A 16,597-nucleotide genomic window follows, 5' to 3' on the forward strand; every position below is an offset into this window, starting at 1 on the left:
GTCCTTCGCACGGTGGGCGGGTGCGGGTCCGTCGTGGTTGCTCGCGCAGTTCCCCGCGCCCCTACGAGGCGGGGCTGCGCCCCTGCCCTCGGGCTTGTCCGTCAGCTGCGGGCCCGGTGGGGGCCGGTCGCGCAGTTCCCCGCGCCCCTGAAAAGCCGGCTCCGCCGTGCCTTTCGTCTCGGCCGGCTGAGAAAGGCGGGGCTGTGCCCCTGTTTTTCAGCCCGTCCGGCGTTTGAGGACGAGGCCGTTCAGGCCGATGCGGGGGTCCGGGGGCGCAGCCCCCGGGGGACGGCCGCTCTCAGCCTTTGTCCAGGTACTGCTCTCTCTCCTCGTCCAGGAGCGCCTGGAGTGCCGTGCGCAGCCCGGGGAGACCGTCGAGGTCCGGGTCCGCGGCGACCACCGCCGTCGCCTCCTCGCGGGCCTCGGCGATGATCTCCTCGTCGTCGATGACGGCGAGCATCCGCAGCGACGTACGGGCCCCGGACTGCGCCTGGCCCAGAACATCGCCCTCGCGCCGCTGTTCGAGGTCGATACGGGAGAGTTCGAAGCCGTCGAGCGTGGACGCCACCGAGTTCAGCCGCTGGCGGGCCGGGCTCGCCTCCGGCATCTCGGTGACGAGCAGGCACAGGCCCGCGGCGGACCCACGGCCGACCCGGCCGCGCAACTGGTGGAGCTGGGAGACACCGAACCGGTCGGCGTCCATGATCACCATCGCGGTCGCGTTCGGCACGTTCACCCCGACCTCGATCACCGTCGTGGCGACGAGGACATGGGTCTCCCCGGCGGCGAAGCTCCGCATCACGGCGTCCTTGTCGTCCGGAGGCATCCTGCCGTGCAGCACCTCGACCTTGAGGCCCTGGAGCGGGCCCCGGGCGAGCTGGTCGGCGACTTCGAGGACGGCCAGGGGCGGCCTCTTCTCGGCGTCGTCCTCGGGCGACGCCCTCTTCTTCGCCTTCTTCGGGTCGTCGTCCTCGTCGCCGATGCGGGGACAGACCACGTACGCCTGATGGCCGTTCGACACCTCCTCCCGCACGCGTTCCCACGCGCGCGAGAGGAAATGGGGCTTGTCCGCGGCCGGGACGACATGGCTGGCGATGGGCGAGCGTCCGGCGGGGAGCTGGTCGAGGACCGAGGTGTCCAGGTCGCCGAAGACGGTCATGGCGACCGTGCGCGGGATGGGCGTGGCGGTCATCACCAGCAGGTGCGGGGGCTGTTTGCCCTTGCCGCGCAGGGCGTCGCGCTGCTCCACGCCGAACCGGTGCTGTTCGTCCACGACGACCAGGCCCAGGTCGTGGAACTGCACCTTGTCCTCGATCAGCGCGTGCGTACCGATGACGAGCCCCGCCTCGCCGGTGACCAGGTCGAGCAGCGCCTTGCGGCGGCCGGCCGCGCCCATGGAGCCGGTGAGCAGCACCACCTTCGTGGAGTCCTCGGCCCCGCCGAGCATGCCGCCCTCGGCCAGCTCCCCCATCATCTCGGTGATCGAGCGGTGGTGCTGCTGGGCGAGCACCTCGGTGGGGGCGAGCATCGCGGCCTGTCCGCCCGCGTCGACGACGGCGAGCATGGCGCGCAGGGCCACCATCGTCTTTCCGGAGCCCACCTCCCCCTGGAGCAGCCGGTGCATCGGGTGTTCCGTGGCCAGGTCGTCGAAGATCTCCTTGGAGACCTTCTGCTGGCCTTCCGTGAGCGTGAAGGGGAGCTTCGCGTCGAAGGCGGTCAGCAGGCCGTCCTGCTTGGGTTTCCTCGCCACCGCGGGCAGTTGGGAGTCCGCGTGGCGGCGGCGGGCCAGGGCCACCTGGAGGACGAAGGCCTCGTCCCACTTGAGGCGGGCGCGGGCATCCTCGATGTCCGCCTTGGTGTGCGGGCGGTGGATCTTCAGCAGGGCCTCGGGCAGGGAGACCAGGCCCCGGCCCTCCTGGAGCGGCCCGGGCAGCGGGTCGACGGCCTCCTGGGCGCTCGGCAGGACCGTCTGCACGGCCTTGGCGATCTTCCAGGACTCCAGTTTGGCGGTGGCGGGGTAGAGCGGGATCAGTGCTCCGGCCCAGGTGTCCACGGTCTCGTCCGCGTCCTCCCCGCGCAGCAGCTCGTACGCCGGATGGGCCAGCTGGAGGCGGCTGTTGAAGACGGAGACCTTGCCGGAGAACAGCGCGCGGGTGCCGGGCAGGAGGTCCTTGTGGGGCTTGTGCACGCCGTTGCCGAAGAAGACCAGCTTGAGCCGGCCGCTGCCGTCCGTGATGGTCACTTCGAGGCGCTGGCCCTTGCCGCGGGGTGCCTTGGCCGAGGCGAAGGTGAGCAGGCGGGCGTCGGCGACCTGGGCGACCACCGTCACGTGCTCGTCCATGGGCAGGTCGGCGAGGTGCGTGAGCTGCCCGCGCTCCTCGTATCTGCGCGGGTAGTGGTGCAGCAGGTCGCCGACGGTGTGCAGGCCGAGATGCTCGGCCATCACCTTCGCGGTGGCGGGTCCGAGCACCTTCTTCAGTGGTTCTTCGAGCGCGGGCACGAGATCCATTGCACACCACCCCACTGACAATGCCGTATACGTACTGGAAATCCCCTGGTCAGACGGCTCGTTCCGGGCCTAGGATGTCGCGCTCCGGCACTGTTCGCGGTCGCCTCGTCACGGGACCGCCCGACCCCGCGCCGTCGCACGTCCCCCCACCGGCGCAGCGACGATGGACTTCCAGAGCTCACAGCCGTCTCAGGCATCCCAGTCACCTCATACGTTCCAGGTCGACCTGCGCGGCCTCGTGGACCTTCTCTCCCACCACCTCTACTCCAGTCCCAAGGTCTATCTGCGCGAACTGCTGCAGAACGCCGTGGACGCGATCACCGCCCGGCGGGCCGAGCAGCCGCACGCGCCCGCGCTGGTGCGGCTGTTCGCCGAGGACGGCACCCTGCGCGTGGAGGACTCCGGGATCGGCCTCACCGAGGAGGACGTGCACAGCCTCCTGGCGACCATCGGCCGCAGTTCCAAGCGGGCGGACGGCCTGGAGTCGGCCCGTTCCGAATTCCTCGGCCAGTTCGGCATCGGCCTGCTCGCCTGCTTCGTGGTCGCCGAGCGCATCCGGGTGGTCAGTCGCAGCGCGCGTACGCCCGACGCACCGCCCGTGGAGTGGACGGCGACGGACGACGGCTCGTACCGGGTGCGTACGCTGCCGCCCGAGGCCCGCGCCGAACCGGGCACCACCGTGTATCTGGAGGCCCGTCCGGGAGCCGCCGACTGGCTGGCCGGGGAGCGGGTGCTGTCGCTGGCCCGGGACTTCGGTTCGCTGCTGCCGTACGACGTCCGGGTGGGCGACGAGGCCGTGACGGATCTGCCGGCGCCCTGGGACCGCTCGTACCCCGGTCCGGCCGCCCGGCGGGTCGCCCTGGCCCGGCACTGCCACGACCTGTTCGGGTTCACCCCGCTGGACTCGATCGAGCTGAACGTGCCGCTGGCCGGGATCCGCGGGGTGGCGTACGTGCTGCCGTCCGCGGTGAGTCCGGCCCAGCGCGCCGGTCACCGCGTCCATCTGAAGGGCATGCTGCTCACCGAGCGCGCCGAACAGCTGCTGCCCGACTGGGCGTTCTTCGTGCGCTGCGTCCTGGACACGGACAGCCTGCGGCCCACCGCGTCGCGGGAGGCGCTGTACGAGGACGAGACCCTGGCGGGCGTACGGGAGGCGCTGGGCGAGCGGATCCGGGCCTGGCTGACGTCGCTCGCGGCCGGCGATCCGGAGCGCCTCGCCGCCTTCCTGGCGGTGCACCACCTGGGGGTGAAGTCGCTGGCGCGGCACGACGGCGAGATGCTGCGCACGATGCTGCCGTGGCTGCCGTTCGAGACCACCGACGGGCGGCTGTCCCTGGAGGAGTTCGCGCAGCGGCATCCGGTGGTGCATTTCACGCGGACCGTGGAGGAGTACCGGCAGGTCGCGCAGATCGCGTCCGCGCAGGGCGTCGGGGTCGTCAACGGCGGCTACACGTACGACACCGAACTGGTCGAGGCCCTGCCCTCCGTGCGCCCGGGGACGGTCGTCGCGGAACTGGACGCCGACACGGTGACCGCCCACCTGGACGCGGTCGACCCGGCCGTCGAGCTGGCCCTGTCGGCCTTCCTGGGGGCCGCGCGGGCGAAACTCGACCCCCTGGGATGCGATGTCGTCCTACGGGCCTTCCATCCGCTCTCCGTCCCTGCCCTGCACCTGGACGACCGCGCGGCCCGCCACGAGCAGGCACGCGCGGACGCCGAGGAACAGGCCGACGACCTGTGGGCGGGCATCCTCGGCTCCCTGCGTGGCACCGCCCCACGCGCGCGGCTGGTGCTCAACCACCTGAACCCGCTGATCCGGCGGATCAGTTCGCTCGACGACCGGGAGCTGATCGGCACGGCCACGGAGTCGCTCTACGGACAGGCACTGCTGATGGCCCAGCGTCCGCTGCGGCCCGCGGACTCGGCGCTGCTGAACCGCGCGTTCATGGGCCTCCTGGAGTGGGCCACCCACCACGACCCCCCGGAGGAGGGCCACCGATGAGCGAGCCCATGGACAGGGACTTCGACGCGCTGCGCCGGGCGATGCAGGACAACTACGAGCAGCCGGAGGGCCCCGCCCGCAACGCGCGCGCGGAGCAACTGCTCACCGAGGCCGAGAAGCTGAACATCCCGCTCGCCGTGATCGAGGCGCTCGGCCACCAGCTGAAGGTCTACAACTACAGCTCCGAGAAGGACCGGATGTTCGTCCCCTTCGCGCGGCTGCTGCGCATGTGGGACGAACGGCCCGAGGACTTCGACGCGTACGAGATCCACTCCCTGCACTGGGTCTTCAAGTGGGTGTCCTCGGGGATGCTCGGCCAGCCGCACATACCGCTCGCCTCCATCGAGAAGTGGCTCGGCGAGATGGAGCACCGCTACCGGCTCGCCGGGCACTCCGAACGGGCTGTACGCGCCGCCGAGTTCACCGTGGCCAGGGAGGTCGGGGACCTGGGGCGGGCGGAGCGCGCGTACACGGCGTGGCTCGCCGCGGACCGGGACCGGATGGCCGACTGCCACGCCTGCGAACTGCACGACCAGGGCGGCTGGCGGGCCGAGCGGGGCGCGGACGCCGAGGCCCTTGAGCTGTGGCGGCCTGTCCTGGAGGGCGAGTACACCTGCGCCCACGAACCGCACGCCGTCCTCGCGTCCTCGCTGCTGCCCCTGCTGCGCCTCGGCCGTACGGATGAGGCACGTGCCCACCACTTGCGCGGTCTCCGGCTGGTGCGCCCCATGGAGAGCATGCGCGGCGCGTACGCGGACCATGTGGAGTTCTGTGTGCTGAGCGGCAACGAGGCACGCGCTCTGGAACTGCTCGCGGAGCGGCCCTCGTACTTCACGGACAGCGGGGAGCCGCGCAGCCGCATGGACTTCCTGGCCGTGGTCGCCCTGCTGGCGGACCGGCTGACCTCTCTCGGGCTGGGCACCAGGACCGTGCCGGGTCCGGCGGGGCGCACCTGGACGGCGGGCGAACTCGCCGCCCACGCACGCGTGGAGGCCCTTTCCCTGGCCGGGCGCTTCGACGCGCGCAACGGCACGACGCGGGTGAGCGAGCGGATCCGCCGGCGCATGGACCGGCAGCCGCTGGTGGAGCGCCTGCCGCTGGGCATACGGGCGTCGGTGCGGACCGGCGCCGCCACCGCTCCCGTACGGTCGGCGCCCGCTCCCGGCGCCGACGCGGAGCCGGAGCTGCCCGCGCTGCTCGCCGAGGCCCGGCGGCTCTCCGCGTCGCTGCATCCGGAGTCCGTCGCGGCGTGGGCGGCGGTCGCCGGGGCCGTCGGAGCCACTGGGGCCGTCGGGGACCAGGAGCTGACTCCTCGCGACCGCGCGGAGATGACCGACCACGAGGCGATGGGGCTCGGCCCGGAGGGCGTGGAAGTGTTCGCCCGCGCCGCCGAGTTGTACGAGGACGCTGGCGACCCGGGCGAGGCCCTGGCGGCACGCGCGCGTGGAGCGTACGCGCTGGCCCTGTCCGGCCGGAGCGAGGAGGCACTGGCCGCGGTCTCGGAGCCGTACGAGCTGGTGCTCACGCTCTTCGCGGAGGGTACGACCGGGCTCCCGCAGGCCGCTTCCGTGCTGGTCGGGCGGGCCCGGATTCTGCTTCAGCGGGCGCACGAGGCGGCTGCGACGAACGGGCTGAACGGTGGCTCGGGCGGCGGATCGAAGGCTTCGGCCGCCGCCCGGAGCGCCGCACGGGAGTTGCTGGCCCTCGCCGGGCCGGGCGCCGGGGACGATCTCCTCGTCGCCTCACGGGCCGCGGAGGCGCAGGCGATGCTCGGGGAACTCGCCGCGCTCTCCGGAGACGCGGAGAAGGCCGCGGAGCTGCTCACCCGGGCCTCGGAGGCGTTCGTCGCGGCCGGGGTGCCGTGGTTCGCGGTGGAGTACGAGGCCCGGCTGACCGGGCTCGCGCGCCAGCTGGGCGACGCCGAGGCGGCCGAGCGGGCGGCCAGGGCGGCGCTGGAGCACGGGGCGCTCTTCATGGAGGCGGTCGGGCATGCCCAGCTGCATCTCCAGCTGGCCGAGATACTCGGCGCCACGGGACGGTTCGGGCCCGCGGCGGACCACGCCCTGGAGGCGTCGCACTGGGCCGACGAGGGCGGCGAGAGCGCCACGCTGGGCGCCTGGGCGCGGCATCAGCTGGGCGGCTTCCTGCTGCGCCAGGAGCGGTGGGCGGAGGCCGCGGAGATCCTGGAGTCGGCGCTGGCGGAACTGAGCGCGGACACGCACGGCGACGAGGCGATCGTGCAGACGCGGTGGTGGCTCGGCGACTGTCTCACCGAGCTGGGCGAGCACCGCGAGGCGGCCGAGCACTGGCTCCGGGCGGCCGACATCGCCCGGCGGTGGCCCGAACAGCAGGACCACGCGACACTCGCGCACCTCGCCGCGGAGGCGCTCGGGCACGCGGGGCTGCTTGCCGAGGCGGAGCTGGCCTACGAGCGCGCCGGTGATCTGTGGGCGACCCTCGGGAACGTCCACGGGCTGGTCCGGTCGCTGCGGGCCCGTGCGTGGCTCGCTGTGCGCGGGCAGGACGGCGGGGGCCTTGAGGGTGCCGGGGACTCCGAGGTGTCTGAAGGTGCGGGGGCCGATGTGGCGCGGGAGTTGATGGGGCGGGCGGTCCTGGCGTGCGAGGCGGGTGTGGCCGCGTCCGTGTCCCTTTCCGGGGACGGGGACGGGGACGCTGCCCGTGCGTCGCTCGTCGCCGAACTCGCTCATACTCACCGTCAGTTCGGGGATCTGGTCGCCCGGTCCGTGCCAGAGGACGCGGCGGACGACGCGATTCGTGCCGTGTTCGAGGAGGCTCTGGGGCATTTCACGCAGGCCGTGTCGGGGTTTCTCTCGCTCGGTGAGGACGCGGTCCATGACTGGACGGGGGCGTTGCTTGCGGCGGGGTGGATCGAGGCGGATCTTGAGCGGCCGGGCGAGGCTGTCGGGCGGGCCCGAGCGGTCCTTGACGCCTACGCCCACGCCGCCGACGAGGTCGTGGTGGCTCGGGTTGCTGAGGCGGAGCGGTTGTTGCGGGCTGCGGGAGGGGGCTGAGCGCCGGGTGCGGGCCCGCTGTGGCTGGTCGCGCAGTTCCCCGCGCCCCTGGGACGGGGCTTCGCCCCGGAGGGGTCGAGGGGTGGGTGCGGGCCCGGTGGGGGCTGGTCGCGCCGTTCCCCGCGCCCCTTACAGGGCCCGCCGGTTCGTCACGGCGCTCGCGCAGCTCCCCCCGTCCCTGAGAAGCAGGGGCTGCGTCCAGGTTTCGCCCTGAAGGGGCGCGGGGAACTGCGCGACCAGCCCCCACCGGACCCCCACCCGACAGAAGTCCGAGGTTCGGTGGACGCGGAAGCGTCGAGGCCACTCGCGCCGCTCCCCGCGTCCCTTACGGGGCCCGCCGGTTCATCGTGGCGCTCGCGCCGTTCCCCGCGCCCCTTACGAGGCTCAAGGGGTGGCTACTCCACGCCGATCAGTAGCAGGGCTCCCTGGTGGCCGCCCCGGTACACCACCGTGTCCACGGCCAGGTAGGACTCGCGGACCCTTGCTTCCAGGTGGTCCGCGATCGTTGCGGGGGCCTCGTCGCCCAGGACCAGGGTGACCATCTCGCCGCCCGCCGAGAGCATGCGGTTGAGGACCGACTCCGCGGTGGCTGTGACGTCGGAGCCGATGACGGCCACGTCGCCGTCGATGAGGCCGAGGACGTCGCCGGCCTGGCAGATGCCGGCCATGGTCCAGGACTGGCGTTCCGCGACCTCCACCTCGGCGTACCGGGTCGCGCCCGCCGCCGAGGTCATCGCGACCACGTCCTCGTCGAAGCGCCGCTCGGGCTCGTGCACGGCGAGCGCGGCGATCCCCTGCACCGCGGAGCGTGTGGGGATCAGCGCGACCCGTACGCCCTCGGTGCGGGCCTGCTCCGCCGCCGCGGCGGCCGTGTGGCGCAGCTCGGCGTCGTTCGGCAGCAGGACGACCTCCAGGGCGTGGGCCCGCCGTACCGCGTCCACGAGCTCTCCGCTGGCCGGGGGCTCCCCGGGGCGCGCGAGGACGGTGGTGGCCCCGGCGTCGGCGTAGAGCCGTGCGAGGCCCTCCCCGGGGACGACGGCCACGACCGCGCGCTGTGCCCTCTCCCGGACCGGCCGGACCGTCGAGCCCGTGGTGTGCGCGTCGGCGGGCCCGAAGTGCGTGATCCGGATCCGGTACGGCCGGCCGGCCTCGACGCCCGCCTCCACGGCCGCGCCCGCGTCGTCGACGTGGACGTGCACGTTCCACAGTCCGTCCCCGCCGACCACGACGAGCGAGTCCCCGAGCCCGTCGAGCCGGTCCCGCAGGCGCGCGACGGCCGTGTCGTCCGCCTCCAGGAGGTAGATCACCTCGAAGGCCGGGCCGCTCTCGTCCTCGACGGGTGCGGTACCGGGACCGCCGTCGGCACACTCCCCCGTGTCGGCCTGCACGCGCGCGTGGGACGCGAGTACCGGGATCGCTCCCACGGCGGGGGCCGCTCCGGTGAACGTCTCCACCAGCGCCCCCAGCACGGCCACCAGTCCCCGTCCGCCGGCGTCGACCACTCCGGCCCGTTCCAGGACGGCCAGTTGCCCGGGGGTCGCCGCGAGCGCGGCCCGCGCGCCCTCGTACGCGGCCCGCGCGACCACCGCGCAGTCCCCCTCGGCGCCCGAGGCGGCGTCGGCGGCGGCTGTGGCGACCGTGAGGACCGTGCCCTCGACCGGGTGCGCGACGGCCTGCCTGGCCGCGTCGGCCGCGTGCCGCAGGGCGAGCCGCAGCCCCGGCCCGTCGGTCCGCTCGGTGCCGGTGTCCGCGGCGAGCACCTGGGCCATGCCCCGCAGGAGCTGCGCGAGGATCGTCCCCGAGTTGCCCCGGGCTCCGATGAGCGCGCCGTGCGCCATCGCCCGTACCGCGTCGGCGAGTGTGGGCGGCTCGATCAGCGGCCCATGGGAGACCGGCCCGTCGGAGACCGGCCGCCCGTCGGACACAGGCACGTCGGACACCGGTCCCTCGGACGACGGTCCCCCGGGTGCGGTGCCGACGACGGACATCGCCGCGTGCGCCGCGAAGACCGCCTCGACCGCCGCGGCGGCCGACTCGACGGTCAGATAGAGGTTGGTGCCGGTGTCCCCGTCGGCGACGGGATAGACATTGATCGCGTCGATCTCCTCGCGCGCACGGCCGAGGGCCTCCAGCGCGAGTCCGCTCCAGGCGCGTACCGCGGATGCGTCCAATGTCTGCGGCACCTGCGGCACCTGCGCCTCCTTGAGCAGCCGGTCTGAGCGGCCGGACCGAGCGGCCGAACGTCCGACGCAGCGTAGACCCAGGTGGGGTGCCGGCCGGAAGAGGGCCGGGAGAGACCCCGCACGGGACATGGTAGTTTCGTTGTACGGACGCAGTCGTTGTATGCTGCTCCGGTTGCCCGATCTCATCGGGCCTTCCCCCTGGCAGCGCCACTCAGATCCTACGATCCTGATCCCGGCATGCCGGGATCCACCGTAAGAGCATCTGAAGTCTTTGGAGTGACCCGTGGCTGCCAACTGCGACGTCTGTGGCAAGGGGCCGAGCTTCGGCAACAGCATCTCGCACTCGCACCGCCGTACGTCCCGTCGCTGGAACCCGAACATCCAGCGCGTCCGTACCGTGGTCAGCGGGACGCCGAAGCGCGTCAACGCTTGCACCTCGTGCATCAAGGCCGGCAAGGTCTCGCGCTGACATCTGCACAGCGCGCAGCCACTGCTGGTCCACCGCTCAAAGCCGGTCCCCCTCACGGAGGACCGGCTTTCTGCTGTTCACGAGCTGCTCGGCGATGTAGCGGGCGCCTCGCCTCGGCTACCCGGTCGCCCTCAGCGGCTCTCAGCCGCTCGCGGTCACCGAGGTGAACCGCCAGCCGTGATGCACCGGGCCGATCCCGGCCCCGAGCGCGAATCCGGCCGCGATCGCCCCGGTGACGTACTCCTTCGCCGCCACCACCGAGTCCGGCACCGACAGCCCCTTCGCCAGCTCCGAGGCGATCGCGCTCGCGAGCGTGCACCCCGTGCCGTGGGTGTGCCGGTTGTCGAACCGGGGCGCGCGCAGCCACAGCTCGTCGGAGCCGTCGGTGAGGAAGTCCACCGCGTCCCCGCTCAGATGGCCGCCCTTGATCAGCGCCCAGCCGGGCCCGTACGACAGCACGGCCTCCGCCGCCCGCCGCATCCCGTCCTCCGACTCGACCGTCACCCCTGTGAGCTGGGCCACCTCGTCGAGGTTCGGTGTCGCCACCGTGGCCACCGGAAGCAGCTTCGTGCGTACGGAGTCCAGGGCGGACGAGGCCAGCAGGGAGTCGCCGTGCTTGGAGACGCCTACCGGGTCGACGACGGCCGGCGCGTCGGTGCCGCCGATCAACTCGGCGACGGCCTCCACGAGTTCGGCGGAGGAGAGCATGCCGGTCTTGACCGCCTGGACGCCGATGTCGTCGACCACGCTGCGGTACTGGGCCCGCACCGCCTCCACCGGCAGCTCCCAGGCGCCCTGCACGCCGAGGGAGTTCTGCGCGGTGACGGCGGTGAGCACGCTCATGCCGTGCACGCCGAGCGCGAGCATGGTCTTCAGGTCGGCCTGGATCCCGGCCCCGCCACCGGAGTCGGAACCCGCGACCGTCAGCACACGCGGCGGGGTGCGGGGAGCGGCACTCGGCGGGGTGCGGGAAGGGGCACTCGGCGGGGTGCTCATGACTCGATGTCCCCGAAGTGGTCCCAGCCGCCCTTGCTGGTCCAGGGCGCCCCGTCAACCGTGACCTGGGGCAGCGCCGACGGGTTGAGGACCTCGCCGATCACCTTCCAGCGGGCGGGCAGTTTCACGTCCGCCGGGAAGGTCGCGACGATCGCGTGGTCCTCGCCGCCCGTGAGCACCCACTGGATCGGGTCGACGCCGACGGCCTGGCCGATGTCGTTCATCTGCGTGGGGATGTCGACGGCACCGGAGCGGATGTCGATGCGGACCTTGCTGGCCTCGGCGATGTGCCCGAGGTCGGCGATCAGCCCGTCGCTGACGTCCGTCATGGAGGTCGCGCCGAGCCCGGCCGCCGCGGGGCCCGCGTGGTACGGCGGTTCCGGGCGCCGGTGGGCCTCGACGAAGGCGCGGGGCGAACGGAAACCGCGCGAGAGCACGGCGTGCCCGGCCGCGGACCAGCCCAGCCAGCCCGTCACGGCCACCACGTCACCGGGCCGGGCGCCGGCCCGGGTCACCGGCTCGTGGTTGCGCAGATCGCCGAGCGCGGTGATCGCCACGGTGATCGTGTCGCCGCGTACGACGTCTCCGCCGACCACCGCCGCCCCCGCGACCTGGCACTCGTCGCGCAGGCCGTCCATCAGCTCGGAGGGCCAGGTGGCGGGCAGTTCGGCCGGGACGACCAGGCCGAGCAGCAGTGCGGTCGGCACCGCGCCCATGGCGGCGATGTCCGCGAGGTTCTGCGCGGCGGCCTTGCGCCCGACGTCGTACGCCGTGGACCAGTCGCGCCGGAAGTGGCGCCCCTCCAGGAGGATGTCGGTGCTCGCCACGACCCTGCGGTCGGGGGCGGCCACCACGGCCGCGTCGTCACCCGGCCCGACGCGTACCGCCGGGGTGGTGGTGAGCCGGGAGGTGAGCTCCTTGATGAGCCCGAACTCCCCCAACTCGCCCACGGTTCCCTTCACCGAGTCTCACCTGTTCCCTTCGTGCCCATGAGGCGAGTAGCCCTGTCTGCTTCTGTTCCTGCGTGACTGCGTCTGCTCTGTATGCGCTCGTTCGCGTCCAGCGTGCGTCCGGTCGCGGGCCGTCCCGTACCTCGGTACCGTCGAATCAACCGTCAACCTGTGCCGTCCGTGCACCCTGGCGCGCAAGCCCCCGCCCCCGCGGGTCTCCCCGTGGCGTGCGGCGACGCGATACCGTGGCGTTCCTTTTCCCCACATGATCCTCGTGGCCGCCCTGGAGGTTCCGTGGTACAGGCGTACATCCTGATCCAGACGGAGGTCGGCAAAGCGTCGACCGTCGCCGAGACGATCAGCAAGATTCCGGGGGTGATCCAGGCCGAGGACGTGACCGGGCCGTACGACGTGATCGTGCGGGCCCAGGCCGACACCGTGGACGAGCTCGGCCGCATGGTGGTCGCCAGAGTCCAGCAAGTGGACGGCATCACCCGCACCCTGACCTGCCCGGTCGTGCACCTGTAGCCCCCGTCTACGCTGGGCCGGTGGACTTCTTCCGTCACCGGCGTGCTTCTTTGGTCGGGCTCCCCGCCCTCGTTCTGCTGATCGCTGCCACAGGCTGCTCCTCAGCAGACGACAACGCCCCGGTCACGGTTCCCAGTCCGGGTGCGAAGGCCGCCGAGCTGTGCCGGAACCTGGACAAGTCGTTGCCACGGAAGGTGGACGGCCTCGATCGGGAGGATCCCGAGCCCCGGTCAGCGCTGACCGCGGGCTGGGGAAGCCCGGCGATCATACTGCGCTGCGGGGTGTCGCGGCCCGCGAAGATGGTCGACCCCAAAGTGGCCGACGGGAGTGATCCCGATGCGATCGGGGGTGGCGTGAACGGGGTGGGGTGGCTGATGGAGGAGCGGGACGATGGGGTGACCCGCTTCACCTCCGCTCAGCGGCGCGTGTACGTCGAGGTGACGGTGCCGTCCGGGCGGGATACGTCTTCTGTTCTCGTCGATCTGGCCGGGGCCATCAAGAAGACGATTCCTTTGGGGATCGCGGATTGATGGCCACGGCCGGTTCGTTCTCCGCCGGTGCGTTGCCGGGTGCGGGTGCGTCGTGGTTGGCGTTGCGCAGTTCCCCACGCCCCTAAAAGTAAAAGCCCGACCCAGCCCCGCCCGAAGGAGCGAAGCCGGCACCCGCGCCCCTATAGGCAAAGCCAAAAGCCTTACCGCAGGCCCGTCGACCTGCGTAGGGCCGCCTGGATCAGGCGGTCCACCAGTTCCGGGTACGGGACTCCTGTCGCTTCCCACATCTTGGGGTACATGGAGATCGGCGTGAAGCCGGGCATCGTGTTGATCTCGTTGATCACGAACTCGCCGTCCTCGGTGAGGAAGAAGTCCGCGCGGACCAGGCCCTCGCAGGACGCGGCCTCGAAGGCCTCGACGGCCAGGCGCCGGATCTCGGCGGTCTGCTCGGGAGTCAGCGGGGCCGGCACGATGCCGGGCGTCGAGTCGATGTACTTCGCCTCGAAGTCGTAGTACGCGTGCGACTGCACCGGCGGGATCTCGGCCGGTACGGACGCCCGGGGCCCGTCCTCGAACTCCAGGACCCCGCACTCGATCTCGCGACCGCGCAGCAGCGCCTCCACGAGGATCTTCGGGTCGTGGTGCTGGGCCGCCGCGATCGCCTCGTCGAGGCCGGACAGGTCCTCGACCTTGGTGATGCCGATCGACGAGCCCGCGCGCGCGGGCTTCACGAAGAGCGGCCAGCCGTGCTCCCCCGCGAAGTCGATGATCTTCTTGCGGGCCGCCGACTCGTCCTGCTCCCACTCACGGGGCCGGATCACCACGTACGGGCCGACCGGCAGCCCGAAGGAGGTGAACACCCGCTTCATGTACTCCTTGTCCTGGCCGACGGCCGAGGCGAGCACGCCCGAGCCGACGTACGGGACACCGGAGAGCTCCAGCAGACCCTGAAGGGTGCCGTCCTCGCCGTACGGGCCGTGCAGCATCGGGAAGACGACGTCGACCTCGCCGAGCGCCTTGGGCACCGAACCCGGCTCGCTGTAGACCACTTCGCGGTCGGCGGGGTCGAGGGGCAGGATCACGCCGCCCTCGCTCGACTCGGCGAGTTCCGCGACGTCGGGCGTACGACGCTCGCTGATCGTCATGCGCTCCGGGTCGTCGGCCGTGAGCACCCAGCGGCCTTCCCTGGTGATTCCGATCGGCAGGACGTCGTACTTGGTCCGGTCGACGGCCCGCAGGACGGCTCCGGCGGTGACCATGGAGATCCCGTGTTCGGAGCTGCGTCCGCCGAAGACGACGGCCACGCGCGGCTTGCGAGGCGGCTGCTCAGGGCTCTGGGGAAGGTTCTCGGTGCTCATATCGGGTTGAGAGTACCCGGTGGCAGGACCCTGAGTCAGCGGCCGGTGGCGGGGTCGCTCAGTGCCGTTCCGGCTTGGCGCTGCGTGACATCAGTTCCTTGACGGCGACGACCGGCGGCTTGCCCTCGTGGACGATCTCGACGACGGTCTCCGTGATGGGCATGTCGACTCCGTGCCGGCGCGCCAAGTCCAGTACGGACTCACAGGACTTGACGCCCTCGGCGGTCTGCTTGGTGACCGCGATGGTCTCCTGGAGGGTCATGCCCTTGCCGAGGTTCGTGCCGAAGGTGTGGTTGCGCGAGAGCGGCGAGGAACAGGTCGCCACGAGGTCGCCCAGGCCCGCGAGTCCGGCGAACGTCAGCGGGTCGGCGCCCATCCTCAGCCCGAGCCGGGTCGTCTCCGCCAACCCCCGTGTGATGAGGGACCCCTTGGCGTTGTCGCCCAGGCCCATGCCGTCCGCGATGCCGACGGCGAGGCCGATGACGTTCTTCACCGCGCCGCCGAGCTCGCAACCCACCACGTCGGTGTTCGTGTAGGGCCGGAAGTACGGCGTGTGGCAGGCGGCCTGGAGCCGCTGGGCCACCTCTTCGTCGCTGCACGCGACCACGGCGGCGGCCGGCATCCGCGCGGCGATCTCCCGGGCCAGGTTGGGCCCGGTGACCACGGCGATCCGGTCGGCGCCGACCTTCGCGACGTCCTCGATCACCTCGCTCATCCGCATCGCGGAGCCGAGTTCGACGCCCTTCATGAGGGAGACGAGGACGGTGCCGGGCGCGAGCAGCGGCGCCCAGTCCGCCAGGTTCTCGCGCAGTGTCTGCGAGGGCACGGCGAGCACCGTGAAGTCGGCGCCGCGGGCGGCCTCGGCGGCGTCCGTGGTGGCCCGCAGGTTCTCCGGGAGTTCGATGCCCGGCAGGTAGTCGGGGTTCGTGCGGGTGGAGTTGACCGCTTCGGCGAGTCCGGCCCGCCGTCCCCACAGCGTCACGTCGCAGCCCGCGTCGGCGAGCACCATGCCGAAGGCGGTGCCCCACGATCCGGTCCCGAAGACGGTCGCCTTGACGGGCCTGCCGGATGTCGTCACTTGCCGTGCCCCTTTTCGTGCTCTGCCTCGGTCGTGTCCCGCGCGCCTGCTTCCCGCACGGTGTTCTCGTGCGCGGCCGGTCCCCGGCGCGCGTTCAGCTCGTCGTGCTCGTCGTGCGCTTCCTGCTCGTCCTGTTCGCGCGTCCTGCGCCGCTGCTCGATACGCACCAGGCGCGGGTCGTACCGCGTGGCCGGCGCCTTCTCGCCGCGGATCAGCTCCAGCTGCGCGGTGATCGCGGCCATGATGACCTCGGTCGCCTCCTTCAGGAGGTCGGGGGTCATCTCCTTGTCGTAGAACCGCGAGAGGTCCACGGGCGGGCCGGCGAGCACGTGGTGCGTCTTGCGCGGAAAGAGATCGGGCTTCTTCGCGTACGGGGCCAGAAGGTGGTTGGCGCCCCACTGGGCCACCGGGATCACCGGGCACCTGGTCTGCAACGCGACCCGCGCGGCACCCGTCTTGCCGGTCATCGGCCACAGGTCGGGGTCACGGGTGAGGGTGGCCTCGGGATAGAAGGCGACGCACTCCCCGCGCTCCACGGCGTCGATCGCGGCCCGGTAGGCGCTGAGCGCGTCGGAACTCTCGCGGTACACCGGGATCTGCCCGGTGCCCCGCATGGCCGCTCCGACGAATCCGCTCTTGAAAAGCCCGCTCTTGGCGAGGAAACGCGGAACGCGGCCGGTGTTGTACTGAAAGTGCCCGTACGCGAACGGATCGGCGTGGGAATTGTGGTTCACCGCGGTGATAAATCCGCCATCGGCAGGAATGTTCTCCATTCCACGCCAGTCCCGCTTGATCAGAACCACCAGCGGCGGTTTGACGAGGACCGCTGAGAAGCGGTACCAGAAGCCGATTCTGCGGCGGGACACGCGAACACCTTCCTCTTGGGCCTTGGGGGCCGCACAAGTGTCACCCCAGGCCGCCGGTCTGTCGAGAACACCGTACGCCCCGGCCTCGGCGCCTCTCCGGTGCCCGGGGGACAATGGGCGGGACAAGGGAGGGAC

12 protein-coding genes are annotated in these 16,597 nt (G+C 72.1%); 5 read left to right on the forward strand and 7 right to left on the reverse strand.

Features of this window, described 5'->3' with window-relative positions; genetic code table 11:
- Positions 1-298: 298 nt before the first annotated feature.
- Complete coding sequence (gene recG / locus ACZ60E_RS28320) at positions 299-2,509, reverse strand: ATP-dependent DNA helicase RecG (protein ID WP_469444090.1); 2,211 nt, start codon at positions 2,507-2,509, stop codon at positions 299-301.
- A 163-nt stretch (positions 2,510-2,672) separates the two neighbouring features.
- Here recG and ACZ60E_RS28325 point away from each other — a divergent pair, with 163 nt between their 5' ends.
- Entirely contained in the window at positions 2,673-4,511 is a 1,839-nt protein-coding gene (locus tag ACZ60E_RS28325; protein ID WP_469444091.1) for an HSP90 family protein, read from the forward strand.
- Entirely contained in the window at positions 4,508-7,543 is a 3,036-nt protein-coding gene (locus ACZ60E_RS28330) for a tetratricopeptide repeat protein (RefSeq protein ID WP_469444093.1), read from the forward strand. Before ACZ60E_RS28325 ends, ACZ60E_RS28330 begins: the two co-directional genes overlap by 4 nt.
- A 395-nt stretch (positions 7,544-7,938) precedes the next feature.
- Here ACZ60E_RS28330 and ACZ60E_RS28335 read toward each other — a convergent pair whose 3' ends face one another.
- Positions 7,939-9,735 carry a DAK2 domain-containing protein gene (locus tag ACZ60E_RS28335; RefSeq protein ID WP_469444095.1) on the reverse strand — a complete coding sequence of 599 codons (1,797 nt, stop codon included), beginning with the start codon at positions 9,733-9,735 and terminating at the stop codon, positions 7,939-7,941.
- A 274-nt stretch (positions 9,736-10,009) separates the two neighbouring features.
- Between ACZ60E_RS28335 and rpmB the strand changes: the two genes are divergently transcribed.
- Entirely contained in the window at positions 10,010-10,195 is a 186-nt protein-coding gene (gene rpmB, locus ACZ60E_RS28340) for a 50S ribosomal protein L28 (protein WP_107021922.1), read from the forward strand.
- 141 nt (positions 10,196-10,336) lie between these two features.
- Here the strand turns inward: rpmB and thiD are convergent, their stop codons facing one another.
- The gene (gene thiD / locus ACZ60E_RS28345; RefSeq protein WP_469444097.1) at positions 10,337-11,191 is read right to left on the reverse strand and encodes a bifunctional hydroxymethylpyrimidine kinase/phosphomethylpyrimidine kinase; all 855 of its coding nucleotides are present in this window, start codon (positions 11,189-11,191) and stop codon (positions 10,337-10,339) included.
- Entirely contained in the window at positions 11,188-12,153 is a 966-nt protein-coding gene (locus ACZ60E_RS28350) for a thiamine-phosphate kinase (protein ID WP_190850100.1), read from the reverse strand. The genes thiD and ACZ60E_RS28350 overlap by 4 nt, the downstream gene beginning before the upstream one ends.
- Positions 12,154-12,435: 282 nt before the next feature.
- On the opposite strand from ACZ60E_RS28350, the gene ACZ60E_RS28355 reads away from it, so the two are divergent.
- Entirely contained in the window at positions 12,436-12,669 is a 234-nt protein-coding gene (locus ACZ60E_RS28355; RefSeq protein ID WP_210889534.1) for an Lrp/AsnC family transcriptional regulator, read from the forward strand.
- 20 nt (positions 12,670-12,689) lie between these two features.
- Positions 12,690-13,199 (forward strand): DUF3515 domain-containing protein, encoded by a 510-nt coding sequence (locus ACZ60E_RS28360; protein ID WP_469444099.1) that lies wholly within the window; start codon positions 12,690-12,692, stop codon positions 13,197-13,199.
- 161 nt (positions 13,200-13,360) lie between these two features.
- Here ACZ60E_RS28360 and ACZ60E_RS28365 read toward each other — a convergent pair whose 3' ends face one another.
- The 3 genes from ACZ60E_RS28365 to ACZ60E_RS28375 are packed head-to-tail and all read right to left on the reverse strand — an operon-like array spanning position 13,361 to position 16,462.
- Positions 13,361-14,518, reverse strand: coding sequence for a D-alanine--D-alanine ligase family protein (locus ACZ60E_RS28365; RefSeq protein WP_469444100.1), 1,158 nt, complete (start codon positions 14,516-14,518; stop codon positions 13,361-13,363).
- Positions 14,519-14,576: 58 nt separating this feature from the next.
- Entirely contained in the window at positions 14,577-15,596 is a 1,020-nt protein-coding gene (locus ACZ60E_RS28370) for an NAD(P)H-dependent glycerol-3-phosphate dehydrogenase (protein WP_469444101.1), read from the reverse strand.
- The gene (locus ACZ60E_RS28375; RefSeq protein WP_469444102.1) at positions 15,593-16,462 is read right to left on the reverse strand and encodes a lysophospholipid acyltransferase family protein; all 870 of its coding nucleotides are present in this window, start codon (positions 16,460-16,462) and stop codon (positions 15,593-15,595) included. The genes ACZ60E_RS28370 and ACZ60E_RS28375 overlap by 4 nt, the downstream gene beginning before the upstream one ends.
- Positions 16,463-16,597: the final 135 nt, after the last annotated feature.

Source organism: Streptomyces sp. NPDC102514 (assembly GCF_055584525.1).

Excerpts from the sequence above, each read along its gene's own strand:
- ACZ60E_RS28325 (WP_469444091.1), top strand. The coding sequence starts at position 2,673 with ATGGACTTCCAGAGCTCACAGCCGTCTCAGGCATCCCAGTCACCTCAT.
- ACZ60E_RS28365 (WP_469444100.1), bottom strand. The coding sequence starts at position 14,518 with ATGAGCACCGAGAACCTTCCCCAGAGCCCTGAGCAGCCGCCTCGCAAG.
- ACZ60E_RS28330 (WP_469444093.1), top strand. The coding sequence starts at position 4,508 with ATGAGCGAGCCCATGGACAGGGACTTCGACGCGCTGCGCCGGGCGATG.
- thiD (WP_469444097.1), bottom strand. The coding sequence starts at position 11,191 with ATGAGCACCCCGCCGAGTGCCCCTTCCCGCACCCCGCCGAGTGCCGCT.
- recG (WP_469444090.1), bottom strand. The coding sequence starts at position 2,509 with ATGGATCTCGTGCCCGCGCTCGAAGAACCACTGAAGAAGGTGCTCGGA.